Below are 14789 nucleotides of genomic sequence, written 5' to 3' on the forward strand. Positions count from 1 at the left end.
CGTCAGAAACAGTAAAACTAATTAGCGCGTGAACCTGCTCTGGCTTGCCGCTTTGCGCCTGGCGCCCGCTGCGCTTCAGCCCGGCGCACGATCCGCGGTATCAAGAAAGCCTTTTTTCCCGCCGATGGGTTAGCCGTTACCGCCAGGTCTGGTGGAGGCCCCGCTCCGTTCGCGCTTCCCGCTCCTGGCACCGCCTAACCTACGGCGTGGCACCTTTTGCCACCAGGGGCTCCATGTTCAGCAGGCTGTGCAAATCCTCTCGCGTACGCTGGGGTCTCGGCGTCTTTCTGTTCGGCGTCCTGCTGACCAGTCTGACCATGCGCCATCTGACCGAGCGCAACGATCAGCAGCTGCGCAGCGCCCTGGACGACGTCGCCGACGATGTTCGCGATCAGGTGCTGGATCGGCTGCGCATCTACGAATACAGCCTGATCGGCATGCGCGATGTGGTGGTGGTCGCCGGGGGCAGCCTGTCGCGTGAATTGCTCGGCGATTACGGGCGGGTCCACGACCTGGGCCAGGAATTTCGCGGTGCCCGCGGCGTCGGCTTCATCCGCCGCGTGCCTCAGGGCGAAGAGGCCGCCTTTCTCGCCAAGGCCCGTGCCGATGGCTCGCCCGACTTCACCATCCATCCCTTCGTCCCCCACGCAGGCGATCGCTACGTCGTCCAGTACCTGGAACCCGCCTGGCGCAATCTGAAGGCCATCGGCATGGATGCGGCGTCCGATCCCGTCCGCCGCGAGGCCGCCGTGTTGTCCATGCGGCATGCCGACATCCACCTGACCGGTCCGTTGCAGCTGCAGGCCTCCTCGCCGCCGGAGCCCGGCTTTCTGATGCTGCTGCCCATCTACCAGGGTGGCCGCCCACCGGCCGATCCGACCGCCCGCGAGGCGGCGACCCTGGGGTGGTCCTATGTGCCCCTGAGCATCGAGGAAATGATCGGCAGCCTGCGCCTGAACATTCCCGGCGTCATCATCCGCCTGAGCGACGTGACCGTTCCCGAGGCGCCCAGCCTGTTCTATCGCCAGGGCGGGGACGAGCAGGAGCCCGTGGAAGCACTGTCCGAGCGGCAGCTGGTGCAGGAGGTCTATGGCCGCCAATGGCAACTGGCGTTCACCGCCACCCCGACCTTCGTCGCCGCCCAGCACCTGGTCTCGGTGCCGCTGGTGCACCTGTTCGGCAAGCTGTTCAGCCTGCTGGCGGCCGGCCTGACCTTCGCCGTGATGACCACGCGCCAGCGTCGCCGCCAGTACCAGCAGGACCAGGCCAACCTCACCGCGGTGGTGGAAAGCTCGTCCGACGGCATCATCAGCAAGGACCTCCAGGGTGTGGTGCTGAGCTGGAACCACGCGGCGGAAGAGCTGTTCGGCTATACCGCCAGCGAGGCCGTGGGTCAGCGCCTGCTCGACCTGGTGGTGCCCACCGAGCTGGAGCACGAAGAGTGGTCGGTGCTCGAACGCATCGGCCGGGGCGAGCCGGTGCCGCACTTCGAGACCCGTCGCCAGCACCGCGATGGTCACCTTATCGATGTGCTGGTCAGCGTCTCGCCCATGCGCGGCCGTGATGGCCGGGTCACCGGCGCCTCCAAGACGGTGCGCGACATCTCGCTGCAGAAGGCCGCCCAGGCCGAGATCCTGGCGCTCAATGCCCGCCTGGAAGAGCAGGTGGCCCAGCGCACCGCCGAACTCAGCCAGACCAACCGCCTGCTCGGCGACGTGCTGCGCGCGGCGTCCGAGGTGGGCATCATCGCCACCGATCGCGACGGCCTGATCACCCTGTTCAACGAAGGCGCCGAGCGTCTGCTGGGCTATCGCGCCCAGGAGGTGGTGGGGCTCTGGCACGCCAGCGACTTCCATCTGCCGGGAGAACTGGCCACCCAGGGCGCCACCCTGGAAGCCGAGTACGGCCTGCCGGTCGCCGGGTTCCGCGTGCTGGTGGAGCGCTCCGAGCGCACCGGCGCCGATGCCCGTGAGTGGACCTTTGTCCGCCGCGACGGCGAGCACCGTGACGTCAGCCTGGTGGTGACCACCATGCGTGATGTCTCGGGCCAGGTCAGCGGCTACCTGGGCATCGCCTCGGACGTCACCGAACGCAAGGCCGCCGAGCAGGAACTGGCCGCCAGCCTGGCCCTGACCCGGGCGATCCTGGACACCGCGGTCAGCCCCATCGTCACCGTGGACAGCAGTGGCCTGGTGCGCTCCTTCAACCCGGCCGGCGAACGCATCTTCGGCTATCGCGCCGCCGAGGTGGTGGGGCAACCCATCCGCCGGCTGATTCCCGGCTACCTGGCCGGCTACGAGGCGCTGTTCAGCTGCCCGCAGGAGATCCCCGACGACCAGGCCGGCCCGCAGGGCCAGGAGATGGAAGGGCGCCGCGCGGACGGCAGCGTCTTCCCCCTCACCCTGAGCCTGGGGGTGATGTGGACCGACGGCGAGCGCCTGGCGGTGGCCATCATCGCCGACATCACCGAGCAGAGTCGCCAGCGTCAGGCGCTGCTGCAGGCCCGCGACCAGCTGACCATGGCCGCCGACGTCGCCCAGCTGGGCATCTGGTGCTGGCAGCCCGACACCGGCCAGGTGCAGTGCAACGAGCGGATGTTCGAACTCTACGAGTGGACCGAGACCCAGCGCACCGCCGGCATCACCTACAACGACTGGCGCTGCCGCGTGCACCCCGACGACCTGGCCAGCGCCGAAGAGCGCCTGGGCGCGGCCATGGCCGGACGCGGGGTGTTCGATCCGGTGTTCCGCGTGCGCCGCCAGGACGGCTCGCTGCGCCACATCATCGCCGGCGCCCGCACCGAGCGCGATTCGCGCGGCCGGGTATTGCGGGTGGTGGGCATCAACCGCGACATCACCGAACAGCTGGAGCTGGAAAACCGGCTGCGCGAGGAGCGCACCCGCGCCGACCTGGCCAGCCAGGCCAAGTCGTCCTTCCTGGCCAACATGAGCCACGAGATCCGCACGCCGATGAACGCCGTGCTGGGCATGCTGCAACTGCTGCAGCGTACCGCCCTCGACGCCCGCCAGGGCGACTACCTGACCAAGGCCCAGCAGGCGGCGCGTTCGCTGCTGGGGCTGCTCAACGACGTGCTCGACTACTCCAAGATCGAAGCCGGCAAGCTGCAGCTGGACGTCCATCCCTTCAGCCTGGAGCAGGTGCTGCGCAACCTGGGCGTGGTGCTCTCGGGCAACAGCGGCGAGAAGAACGTCGAGATCAACTACCACCTGGATGCCGGGCTGCCCACCGCCCTGATCGGCGACAGCCTGCGGCTGCAGCAGATCCTCATCAACCTGGCCGGCAACGCCCTCAAGTTCACCGAGGCCGGCCAGGTGCTGGTCAGCGTGCGCCAGCTGGCGCGGGCGGATGGTCAGTTGCGCCTGGAATTCTCGGTGCAGGACACCGGCATCGGCATCAGCCCGGCGCATCAGGAGCAGCTGTTCCAGGGCTTCACCCAGGCCGAGGCCTCGATCAGCCGGCGCTTTGGCGGGACCGGGCTGGGCCTGGCCATCTGCAAGCGCCTGGTGGAGCTGATGGATGGCCAGTTGCAGGTGGAAAGCGAGCTGGGCGTGGGTAGCCGCTTCTGGTTCGATGCCGCCCTGGCGGTGGACAGCCAGGGCGAAGCCCAGCTGGCGCCGGTGCGCCGGCGGGTGTTGCTGGCCGACGACAATACCCTGGTCGGCGAGGTGCTGGTGGAGACCCTGGCGGCCCTCGGCTGGCAGGTGGACCTGGTCACCAGCGGCGCCGCCGCCCTGGCGCGGGTCGCCCAGGCCCAGCAGCAGGCGCAGCCCTATGAGGCGGTGCTGATGGACTGGCGCATGCCCGACGGCGATGGCCTGCTGGCGGCCCGGCAGCTGCGCGAGCGGCAGGCCGACAACCGACCCAAGGTCATCATGCTCACCGGCTTCGGCCGCGACTTCCTTACCGAAGCCCAGCAGAGCGACGACGCGCTCTTCGACGACTACCTGACCAAGCCGGTGACCCCGGCGCAGATCGTCGAGGTGGTGGAGCGCGCCCTGGGCGCCGAGATCCCGGCCGGCGTGCACGCCGCCGCGGTGGTCGACGAAAGCCATCGCCTGGCCGGCCTGCGCCTGCTGGTGGTGGAAGACAATGCCCTCAACCGCCAGGTGGCCGCCGAGCTGCTGCTGGCCCAGGGTGCCCAGGTGGAGCTGGCCGAGGGTGGCCTGGAAGGCGTCGAGCGGGTGCTCTCGGGTGCGCCGCTGGACGTGGTCATCATGGACATGCAGATGCCCGACATCGACGGCCTGGAGGCGACCCGCCGCATCCGCGCCGACGGGCGCTTCCGCACCCTGCCGATCCTGGCGATGACCGCCAATGCCTCCCACACCGATCGCGACGCCTGCCTGGCCGCCGGCATGGATGACCATATCGGCAAGCCCATCGACCTGGAATTGCTGGTCGCCCGCCTGCAGCGCCTGACCGGCCAGGAGGTGAGCACGGTGCCCGCTGCCGCGCCGGTCGTCGAGGATCGCCAGGTGGAACCCCTGAGTCTCGTCCTGCGCCGCTTCGGCGGCGATGCCCGGCTGTTCGGTTCGCTGCTGGAACGCTTCGCCGAGGACTCCGTCAGCCTGCTGGACGGCCTCGCGAACGCCTGGCAGGCCGCCGACAGCGAGGCGGCGGTGGCCGTACTACACTCCCTCAAGGGCAGCGCCGGCACCATGGGTGCCCAGCGCCTGGCCGCGCGCGCCGCCGAGGGCGAACGCGCCGGCAAGGCCGGCGCGGGTGTCCCCACGGAGGTGGCGATGGAATTGACGACCCTGCGACAACTGCTCGACGAAGCCCTCGTCGAATTGCGCGGTGCCCTGGCCGAGGTCCTGCCGCCGCCCGTCATTGCCGAAACCACACGTACAACCGCAACCGACACCCAGGTCGACTGGCGTGCACGCCTGGACGAACTCGAAGCGTTGCTCAGCCAGGGCAATCTCGACGCCCTTGAGCTGATCGCCGAGCTGCCCGTGCACTGCCGGGCCGAAGCCCAGGTGCGCTACGACCTCTTGCGCGCCCAGGTCGAGACCCTCGACTTCGCCGCGGCGCTTGTTACCCTGCCCGATCTGAAGGAAGCTCTATGATTCCGCCGACTGCCGAGGCCGCCGGACGGCGCAGCAAGGCCAAACTGCTGATCGTCGACGACCAGCCGCTGAACATCCGCATCCTCCACGAACTCTTTCGCCAGGATTGCGAGACGCTGATGGCCACCAGTGGCGCCCAGGCCCTGCAACTGGCCCTGGCGCAGCAGCCGGACCTGATCCTGCTCGACGTGATGATGCCCCAGCTCGACGGCCACGAGGTGCTGCGCCGGTTGCAGGCCGATCCGGCCACCGCCGCCATTCCGGTGATCTTCGTCACCGGCCAGGAAGGCCCGGACGAAGAGGTGACCGGCCTGGAGCTGGGCGCGGTGGACTTCATCAGCAAGCCGATCAATCCGGTCATCGTCCGCGCCCGGGTGCGCACCCAGCTGACCCTCAAGGCGCAACGCGACGCCCTGCGCAGCATCGCCTTGGTCGACGGTCTCACCGGCGTCCCCAATCGCCGCCAGTTCGACGAGGCCTTGCTGCGCGGCTGGCGCCAGAGCCAACGCGAAGGCACGCCCTTTTCGCTGATCCTCATGGATATCGATCACTTCAAGGCCTACAACGACCACTATGGTCATCTCGCCGGCGACCAGTGCCTGCGTCAGGTGGCCCAGGCGCTGGGGCAGGGGCTGTTCCGCCCCTATGACCTGCTGGCGCGCTATGGTGGCGAGGAATTCGGCTGCCTGCTGCCGGGCACCGACCTGGAAGGCGCCACCCAGGTCGCCGAGCGACTGCTGCAGCAGGTGCGCGACCAGCGCCTGACCCATGGCTATTCCTCGGTGACCGGCTATGTCACCCTGAGTCTGGGGGTGGCCACGGCGCTGCCGCCCACCACCGTCGATCCGGCCGCCCTGATCACCGCCGCCGATGCCCAGCTCTATGCGGCCAAACACCAGGGCCGCGCCCGGGTCTGCGCCGCGGAACTGGGCGGCTGAGGCGAGGGCCGCCAAAGCGCCCGCTCGGGTAATGCCGGGTAACAGAGGTCCGCGCTTTCTTCGTTATCCAGGCTGGGCGGCGAGGCGGCAGACTGTCAGACTGCGGGCAGGGATTCTGCCGCCGGTAATCTATGTACGCCTTCACGCAACGCCAGGCCATCTTGGCCAGCTGGATCATCGTCTTCACCGCGCTCTATCTGGTTCTCCCGCTCAAGCTCCTGCCCAGCCTACTGGCCGGCCTGCTGGTGTACGAACTGGTCAACACCCTGGCCGGGCGCCTGCAGCGTCATCTGCCCGGCGGCGGCGCGCGCTGGCTCGCCGTGGCCCTGCTCGGCACCCTGGTGGTGAGCCTGCTGACGCTGTTCTTCGTCTGGTTCACCAGCTTCATCATCCAAGAGGTGCAGAACCCCGGACGACTGCTGGACAAGTTCATGGTGCTCACCGAGCGCGCCCGCGCCCAGTTGCCGCCCTCGCTGGACGCCTACCTGCCGGCCAACGCCGACAGCATGAAGCAGGAGCTGGTGGAATGGGTGCGCGCCCATGTGGCGCAACTGCAGCTGTTCGGTCGCGATGCGGCGCGGACCTTTGTCATCGTGCTGATCGGCATGATCCTCGGTGCCATCGTCGCGCTGCAGCCCACCCCCGATCCCGAGCGCCTGCGGCCGCTGTCCGGCGCGCTGCTGGTGCGTCTCGGCCTGGTGGCCCAGGCCTTTCGCAACATCGTCTTCGCCCAGATCAAGATCTCGCTGCTCAACACCACCCTGACCGGCATCTTCCTGCTCGGCGTGCTGCCGCTGTTCGATGTCCACCTGCCACTGGCCAAGACCCTGGTGATCCTCACCTTCATCCTGGGTCTGCTGCCGGTGATCGGCAACCTGATGTCCAACACCCTGATCTTCATCGCCGGCCTATCGCTATCGATCTGGGTCGCGGTGGCGGCGCTGGGCTACCTGATCGCCATCCACAAGCTGGAATACTTCCTCAACGCCCGCATCGTCGGCGGCCAGATCAGCGCCCGCTCCTGGGAATTGCTGGTGGCCATGCTGGTGTTCGAGGCGGCCTTCGGCCTGCCCGGGCTGGTGGCGGCGCCGGTGTACTACGCCTATCTGAAGAGCGAGTTGAAGGCGGAAGGGCTGGTCTAGCGATGACGCTCGTCTATCGGCCGGCCGGACTCGCCGACCTAAAGGTGCTGACCGACTTCAATGCCGGCCTGCAGTGCGATCAGGGCAGTCCGCAGCCCCTGGCCGAAGCAGCCTTGCGTCAGCGCCTGGCAGACTGGCTGAGCAATGGTGACTACCAAGCCATCCTGGCCGAAAGGGACGGCCGACCGGTGGGCTATGCGCTCTATCGCCTTGAAGACGAGCGCATCTTTCTGCGTCATCTCTATGTGGTGCCCGGAGCGCGCCGGCAGGGCTTGGGCCGGGCCTTTTACGATCATCTACGCGAACAACTCTGGCCGGCGGACCGGCCGGTGCAACTCAATGTCCTGGCTAGCAACGCCCGAGGTCAGGCCTTCTGGCATGCGCTAGGTTTCGAAGCCTTCAGCCTGACCCTGCAGCAGTCGCCAGCGGGCGCTCACTGACGATCCAGATTCGACCACATGCGCTGCCAGAAGGCGCCGGCCTCCTCGTTGCTGGTGCGCCAGGTCTGTTCCAGGCGTAGGCGTTCGGGTGCCTCGAGATCCTCCGGGCAGGCCAGGTAGCGATCCGCGGCGGCCTGGGCTTCGGCCTGCAGGCGGCGCCATTCGCGCACGTCATCCAGCCAGCAGCGGCCGGTGACGGTCTCGTAGTACTCGTGGGCGATTGCGTCTTTGCTCATGGGGCGTTCCAGGCAGGGGATACAGCCCTAGACCGCGGCTGACGGCGGGGGTGCCCGCCTCAGACGTCGAAGAAGTCCACGTGGCCGTTTTCCAGGGTGTAGTAGGCGCCCACCACCTTGACCTGGCCCTTCTGTTGCGGCGCGAGCAGGGTCGGCTCGGAGGCTGCGCGCAGCCGCCTGACCGTGCGCTGCACGTTGCTGCGCACCGCCGCTTCCAGCAGATCCGGCGGATTGCCGACCCGGGCGCTGAGCACCGCCGGCAGGATGGGTTCGATCATGGCGCCGATGGCACCGGGATAGAGGGCGTTCTGCTCCACCACCGCCACCGCGGCCTCCACCGCGCCGCACTTCTCGTGGCCCATCACCACGATCAGCGGCACCCCCAGCTGGCTGATGGCGTACTCCACCGAGCCCAGGGCGGTGGTGTCCAGGGTATTGCCGGCGTTGCGCACGATAAACAGCTCGCCCAGGCCGCGACCGAACAGCAGCTCCGGCGAGACCCGCGAATCAGAGCAGGACACCAGCACGCAGAAGGGCGTCTGGCCCTTGGCGATCGCCAGGCGCCGGTCGCGATTGGTTTCCCCGTGCAGCGGCTGGTCGTCCATGAAGCCCTGGTTGCCGTCGATCAGCCGTTGCAGGGCCTGCTCGGCGGTGAGGGTGGTGTGGGCCTTGGTCGGGGCCGCCAGGGCGGGCAGGGTCAGGGGTGCCAGGGCGGCAGCCAGCGGCAGGCAGCGGGCGCACTGGAGGACTTGGCGACGCGACAGGGTGGGCTTCATCGGGACACCTCTTGGCGTGGGGGCGTGCCGGTACTGCGGTCTCCAGCGCTTGAGACAACTATTGTCGTCCGCCGCCGATCCCGCCAGGCGCGGCGCCCGGTATCCGACCCGCGGAAAGGCGCCGGGCAAGAAAAAGCCGCGTCGAGACGCGGCTTCGGGACCTGCTCAGGCGGGCGTCACTGCCGCGCCAGCACCGTGCTGCGACCGGCCTTGGGCGCGCCCGGCAGAGGGCTCAGCGCGCCGGTTTCCAGCCAGCGGCGGACGCGGGTGGCGTCGGCCATGTGGGTGAACTTGCCAAAGGCGTCCATCACCACGAAGGCCACCGGACGACCGGCCATCACGGTGCGCATCACCAGGCAGTGACCGGCCTTGTCGGTGTAGCCGGTCTTGGTCAGCTGCACGCTCCAGTCGGCGTTGTAGACCAGGTGGTTGGTGTTGCGAAAGCCCAGCACATAGTTGGGATTGTGGAAGGCCTGGGTCTTTTCCGGGGTGGTGCTGAGCTGGCCGAGCAGCGGATAGTGCTCGGTGGCCTTGAGCAGGGTGACCAGGTCACGCGCGGTGGAGACGTTGAGCGGCGACAGGCCGGTGGGTTCGGCGTAGCGGGTGTTTCTCATGCCCAGGGCGCGAGCCTTGGCATTCATGGCGGCGACGAAGGCGCGCTGGCCACCCGGATAGTGGTGGGCGAGGCTGGTGGCGGCGCGGTTTTCCGAAGACATCAGTGCCAGTTGCAGCATGTCGCGGCGGGTCAGCTGGCTGCCCAGGCGCACCCGCGAGAAGATGCCGCGCATGGCCGGATTCTCGCTGATGTCGATGTCGATGGTCTGCTCCAGCGGCAGCCGGGCATCGAGCACCACCATGGCGGTCATCAGCTTGGTCACCGAAGCGATGGGGGCGACCTGGTCGGGATTCTGGGAAAACAGTACCTGGTTGGTCTTGAGGTCGACGACCAGGGCGTGGTTCGAGGCCAGGCGCTGGGCGGTGGCGGCGGCCGCGGCCTTGACCTTTGGTGGGGTCTGGGCCAGGACGGCCGGACTCAGCCCGACCAAGCCAGCCAGCAACAGGCCGGCAAGTTGATGACAGATCTTCACGGTGGCAGCTCTCGAAAAGGGGGCGGGGTTAGAACAACCGCGAACGGCAATGCCCCTTGCAGATCAAGGACATTGCTCAGAGATTTCACGTCTTTTATCACCCGGAATGTCGGCTGGGAATCCGACAAGGCAGCTTTTTACACAGCGCGCTGGCAAAAAGTCACAATTAGTTGCAGATGGGCGACGGACGGCAGGGATGGCGGAGCGAAAGGGCGCCCGAGAGGCCTCGGGCGCCTTGCCTTTCAGTCGTGGGCTTCCTGGGCGGCGGGGCCGAGCATGCTGCCGGTGACCAGGTAGCGCTCGTGCCAGGCCAGCGCCTCGGGCAGCAGGTGCGGGGTGTGCTTGCCATGGCTGCCGGCCAGGGCGCGCTCGAAGTAATCCGCCAGCGCCGGACGGAAACTCGGGTGCACGCAGTGCTCGAGGATGGCCCGGGCGCGCTGCTTGGGACTGAGCATGCGCAGGTCGGCCAGGCCCTGGTCGGTGACGATCACCGAGACATCGTGCTCGGTGTGGTCGACGTGGCTGACCATGGGCACCAGGGTCGAGATCAGCCCGTTCTTGGCGGTGCTCGGCGCCATGAACACCGACAGATAGGCGTTGCGGGCGAAGTCGCCGGAGCCGCCGATGCCGTTCATCATCCCCGTGCCCATCTGGTGAGTGGAGTTGACGTTGCCATAGAGGTCGGCTTCGAGCATGCCGTTGAGGGCGATGCAACCCAGCCGCCGCACCAGTTCCGGGTGATTGCTGACCCCCTGCTGGCGCAGGATGATGCGCTTGCGCAAGGACTCGGCATGCTCGACGAAGCGTTCGATGCCCGCCGGGCTCAGGGAGAAGGAGGTGGCCGAGGCCAGCTCCATCTTGCCGCTGATGAGCAGTTCCAGCATGCCGTCCTGGATCACCTCGGTGAAGGCGGTCAGCCCCTCGAACTCGCTCTCGGCCAGGCCCTGCATGAAGGCGTTGGCGATGTTGCCGACCCCCGACTGGATGGGCAGCAGATTGGCCGGGATGCGCCCCTGGCGGACTTCGAAGCGAAGGAAGTCCAGCAGGTGCGTGGCGATGGCCTGGGAGGCGGCGTCCGGCGCCTTGAACGGACTGTTGCGGTCGGGGGCGTCGGTCTCCACCACGGCCACCACCTTGTCCAGCGGCACCTCGAGATAGGGCGAGCCGATGCGGTCGCCGGGGTGCGCCAGTGGAATCGGCGTGCGGTGGGGCGGCAGGGCGCCGTCGGTGTAGATGTCGTGCATGCCGTCCAGGGCGTCGGGCTGCCAGCGATTGACCTCGAGGATCACCGCATCGGCCATGTCCAGCCAGGTCTTGTTGTTACCCACCGAGGAGGAGGGCACCAGCAGCCCGTCTTCGCGAATGGCGGCGATCTCTACCACGGCCACGTCGATCTTGCCGAAGAAGCCATAGCGGACCTTTTCCGCCAGCTGGCCGAGGTGGATGTCCATGTAGTCCAGGCCACCGGCGTTGATGCGGCTGCGGAGCTCCGGATCGGACTGGAAGGGCACCCGCAACTCGATGCCATCGACCCGCGCCAGGGCGCCGTCCAGCTCCGGTGCGGTGGACGCGCCGGTCAGCACCTTGATGCGAAAGGGCTCGCCGGCGCCGTGACTGGCGGTGATGCGCTGGGCCAGGGCACCGGGCACGGCCTTGGGATAACCGGCCCCGGTGAAGCCGCTCATGCCCACGGTCATGCCGTGACGAATGAACTGCGCGGCCTGCTCGGCGCTCTGGCGCTTGGCGGCGAAACCGGGATGGCGAATACGGTGGGACATGACGACCTCTGCGGGTGTTATCGAAAGCACACTAAGAATGTGGATTCTACGCCGAAGGGATGCTTAGGTCCCTAAGCAAAAGGTCGGGTGGGAGGGGAAATTTTTGGGGAGTGAGGCGTAGGTTGGGTTGAGCGATAGCGAGGCCCAACGGATTAGAGTTATGGGTGACCTGGCTGTTTATCGTGGTTTGCTGATGATTTTTGTTTCGCCCACCCGGGCGAGTCACTTTTGCCAATCGCGGCTGCGCGCCCCGGACTACGCGTCCCGAACAAAAGTAACCAAAAGCGCTTGCCCCGGACATCCGGCCCTGCGCTGCGCTCCGGGTCCGCTCACGCCAGCGCCTTTCCGGGGTCGGTCCAGATGGGCCGTCCATGGCCCACTGGACCTCTCGCCGCATCCCTGCGGCTCGACCCACTCCACGACACTGGCATTCGCCCTTCTGAACGGGGCGATTCACCAGCCTGAAAGTGTTGTTTGAAGAGCCCGTAGCGTGGACAACGGCGAAGCCTTGTCCACTGATGGTGTCGGCGCCCAATAGTGGAAAACGCTGCGCGGTTTTCCACGCTACGACCTCTGAACTCCGAATTCCCAGGCTTGCGCCCGGCCCCGTCAGTGAGGCCGAGTGCAGGTGTCGCAGAGGGGGTATGCGAGGCAGGACGCCGAGCAAGGCGCGAGGGGCAGGAGGCCCCTTCGTGCCGAGCCCCCGGAGCGGCGCCGGAGCGAGGGGACCCGGAGCGCAGCGGAGGGCCGAAACGTGGGGACAGCGTTTTTGGTTACTTTTGCCGCGACTGGCAAAAGTGACTCGCCCGGGTGGGCGAAACAAAAGCCCTCAGAGCACTCGATAAACAGCTAGGGCACCCATAACCCTAATCCGTTGGGCTTCGCTATCGCTCAACCCAACCTACGCCGATCCGCCCGGATCACCACGACCCAGGCGTTGGGCACCGAACGCCCAGCTACCCCTCACGCCACCATCATGATCCATGGCACCCCGATCCCCAGCAGCACCAGCAGGAACAGCGCCCCGAAGATCGTCCCCAGCCGCCAGTAGTCGGCGCTGGGCAGGTAGCCGCTGCCGTAGTACACCGGGCTCGGCCCGGTGCCGTAGGGGGTGATGATGCCCATCAGTCCCAGAGAGGTACCCAGCAGCAGGGCGAACACCGGCAGGTCGATGCCGGGGATGCCCATGCCGGCGGCCAGCATCACCGGCAGCAGCGCGGTGGTATGGGCGGTGGAGCTGGCGAAGAGGTAGTGGGCGAGGAAGAAGACCACCACCAGCACCACCATGGCGGTGCCGGCATGGAAGCCGCCCAGATGGCCGGCGACCCACTGGCCGAACCAGGCGACGAAGCCGACCCGGGTCAGGCCATCGGCCAGGGCCACCAGGGTGGCGAACCAGGCGAAGGTGTTCCAGGCGGCCTTGTTGCCCAGGGCGTCGTTCCAGGTGATGACCTTGAGCAGCAACATCAGCACGATCACCAGGATGCCCACCAGCGCCGGATCGGCCCAGGCGGCACCGAAGATCCACAGCGCCAGGGCACCGATCACCAGGGCCAGCAGCAGCTTTTCGTCGCGCGTCAGCGGGCCGAGTGCGGCCAGTTCCTTGGCCGCCCACAGCGGCACCTGGTCGTTGCGCTTGATCTCCGGCGGATACAGCCAGTAGGCCAGCAGCGGCAGCAGGGCCAGCAGGAGGATGCCCATGGGCGCGGCGGCGATGAACCACTGGCCCCAGCTGATGTGCACCTGGGCGGTCTTCTCGATCAGGGCGGCGGCCAGCAGGTTGGGCGCCAGGGCGGTGAGGAAGAGGGTGCTGGTGACGCAGGTGGAGGAGATCGCCACCCACATCAGGTAGGAGCCGATGCGCCGCGCGCTGGGGTCGTTGGGCTTGGAATCGTAGAGCAGCGGCAGGTTGCGGATCACCGGGTAGACGGTGCCGCCGCTGCGTGCGGTGTTGGACGGGGTGAAGGGCGCCAGGGCCAGGTCCGCCAGCATCACCGCATAGCCCAGGGTCAGGGTCCGCCGACCCATGGCCTTGACCAGCAGCAGGGCGATGCGCCGCCCGAGTCCGGTCTTCTCGTAGCCCAGGGCGAACATGAAGGCACTGAAGATCAGCCAGACGGTGTTGTTGGAAAAGCCCGCCAGGCCCCATTTCAGCGCCTCCTGGGGCGCCCGGAAGCCGGGGGTGGCCAGTTGCGCCGGACTGAACAGCACCCAGGGCGCCAGCAGGGCCGCCAGGGCCACGCCGATCAGGCCGATCACCGCGCCGGGCAGGGGCTCGAGGATCAGCCCCACCACCACGCCGGCGAACAGGGCGAAGTACAGCCAGGCATGAACGGGCAGGCCGTCGGGAGCCGGCAGCAGCGCCAGCAGTCCGGTGACGGCGAGGGGCAGCAGGAATTTCCAGGTGGTACGCATCGGGCGCTCGCAGATTCCGGTGGTCTCGGGAAACCGGCCTGGGCCGGGACGGCTGACGCTGCGGTTACAAGGACGGTGCGGTCAGCGGCCGCCAGCTTTGCAAAGGCCGAGGGCCTTTCCCAGCGTTCTGGCCGTGGTCATTCGTCGCAGTCGGGCGGGCTTAGGTTCCCCTGGCATTCTTTCGCTATCGAGAATGACTTGCAACAACGCTGGGGCTCCTGTCGGCGTCGATTGCGCCCAGGCCCCGCGCTGGCGAACAATCGGGCGTTCCGCCAACGACAACAATACGAGGAGCGACACCATGAAATACCGCCTGGGAGAACAGCGGGTCGAGGCCCATCCACAGAGCTGGGTCGCGCCCACCGCCGCGGTGATCGGCAAGGTACGCCTGGACGAGGGTGCCAGCGTCTGGTTCGGCGCGGTGCTGCGTGGCGACAACGAGCTGATCCATATCGGTCCGGACAGCAATGTCCAGGACGGCGCCGTGCTGCACACCGATCCCGGCTCGCCGCTGACCCTGGGGCGCGGCGTCACCGTTGGCCACCAGGCCATGCTGCATGGCTGCGAGATCGGCGACGGCAGCCTGATCGGCATCCACGCCGTGGTGCTCAACGGCGCGCGTATCGGGCGCAACTGCCTGGTGGGCGCCAATGCCCTGGTTACCGAGAACGCGGTGATCCCCGACGGCTCCCTGGTGCTCGGCTCGCCGGCCAAGGTGGTCCGCGCCCTCAGCGAAGCCCAGCAGGCACAGCTGGCAGCCAATGCCCAGGTCTATGTGGCCAATGCGCGGCGCTATCTGGAGGAGTTGTTCGAGCAGGGGGAGTAGGCGGGGCTCAGGAGCCGAACTCTGCACTGGATGACCCCCTCTCCCCTTGGGAGAGGGGGC

The 14789-nt window shown here is 67.7% G+C and carries 10 protein-coding genes; 5 read left to right on the forward strand and 5 right to left on the reverse strand.

What is annotated here, in order from left to right; translation table 11 throughout:
* Positions 1–233: 233 nt before the first annotated feature.
* The 4 genes from POR01S_RS18165 to POR01S_RS18180 all read left to right on the forward strand — a co-directional run bounded on the left by POR01S_RS18165 (position 234) and on the right by POR01S_RS18180 (position 7610).
* Positions 234–5090 (forward strand): PAS domain S-box protein, encoded by a 4857-nt coding sequence (locus POR01S_RS18165; RefSeq protein ID WP_042137449.1) that lies wholly within the window; start codon positions 234–236, stop codon positions 5088–5090.
* Positions 5087–6028, forward strand: a complete 942-nt coding sequence (locus tag POR01S_RS18170; protein ID WP_042137451.1) for a diguanylate cyclase domain-containing protein — start codon at positions 5087–5089, stop codon at positions 6026–6028. The genes POR01S_RS18165 and POR01S_RS18170 overlap by 4 nt, the downstream gene beginning before the upstream one ends.
* Before the next feature lie 131 nt (positions 6029–6159).
* Entirely contained in the window at positions 6160–7170 is a 1011-nt protein-coding gene (locus tag POR01S_RS18175; RefSeq protein WP_007161081.1) for an AI-2E family transporter, read from the forward strand.
* Positions 7171–7172: 2 nt separating this feature from the next.
* Positions 7173–7610, forward strand: coding sequence for a GNAT family N-acetyltransferase (locus POR01S_RS18180; protein ID WP_042137453.1), 438 nt, complete (start codon positions 7173–7175; stop codon positions 7608–7610).
* Here the strand turns inward: POR01S_RS18180 and POR01S_RS18185 are convergent.
* The 5 genes from POR01S_RS18185 to POR01S_RS18205 all read right to left on the reverse strand — a co-directional run bounded on the left by POR01S_RS18185 (position 7604) and on the right by POR01S_RS18205 (position 13903).
* Positions 7604–7846, reverse strand: coding sequence for a hypothetical protein (locus POR01S_RS18185; RefSeq protein WP_042137455.1), 243 nt, complete (start codon positions 7844–7846; stop codon positions 7604–7606). The two genes, POR01S_RS18180 and POR01S_RS18185, sit on opposite strands and share 7 nt — an antisense overlap.
* 59 nt (positions 7847–7905) lie before the next feature.
* The gene (locus POR01S_RS18190) at positions 7906–8622 is read right to left on the reverse strand and encodes a carbonic anhydrase (protein ID WP_042137457.1); all 717 of its coding nucleotides are present in this window, start codon (positions 8620–8622) and stop codon (positions 7906–7908) included.
* A 176-nt stretch (positions 8623–8798) separates the two neighbouring features.
* A complete protein-coding gene (gene pbpG, locus POR01S_RS18195; protein ID WP_037006760.1) occupies positions 8799–9710 on the reverse strand; it encodes a D-alanyl-D-alanine endopeptidase in 912 nt (303 codons plus the stop codon).
* 242 nt (positions 9711–9952) lie between these two features.
* The gene (gene scpC / locus POR01S_RS18200; RefSeq protein ID WP_042137459.1) at positions 9953–11488 is read right to left on the reverse strand and encodes a succinyl-CoA:acetate CoA-transferase ScpC; all 1536 of its coding nucleotides are present in this window, start codon (positions 11486–11488) and stop codon (positions 9953–9955) included.
* A 963-nt stretch (positions 11489–12451) separates the two neighbouring features.
* Positions 12452–13903 carry an anion permease gene (locus tag POR01S_RS18205; RefSeq protein ID WP_042137461.1) on the reverse strand — a complete coding sequence of 484 codons (1452 nt, stop codon included), beginning with the start codon at positions 13901–13903 and terminating at the stop codon, positions 12452–12454.
* Positions 13904–14204: 301 nt separating this feature from the next.
* Between POR01S_RS18205 and POR01S_RS18210 the strand changes: the two genes are divergently transcribed.
* Positions 14205–14729 (forward strand): gamma carbonic anhydrase family protein, encoded by a 525-nt coding sequence (locus POR01S_RS18210; RefSeq protein ID WP_027598768.1) that lies wholly within the window; start codon positions 14205–14207, stop codon positions 14727–14729.
* Positions 14730–14789: the final 60 nt, after the last annotated feature.

The sequence above is a fragment of the Pseudomonas oryzihabitans NBRC 102199 genome (assembly GCF_000730625.1).
Classification (GTDB): domain Bacteria; phylum Pseudomonadota; class Gammaproteobacteria; order Pseudomonadales; family Pseudomonadaceae; genus Chryseomonas; species Chryseomonas oryzihabitans.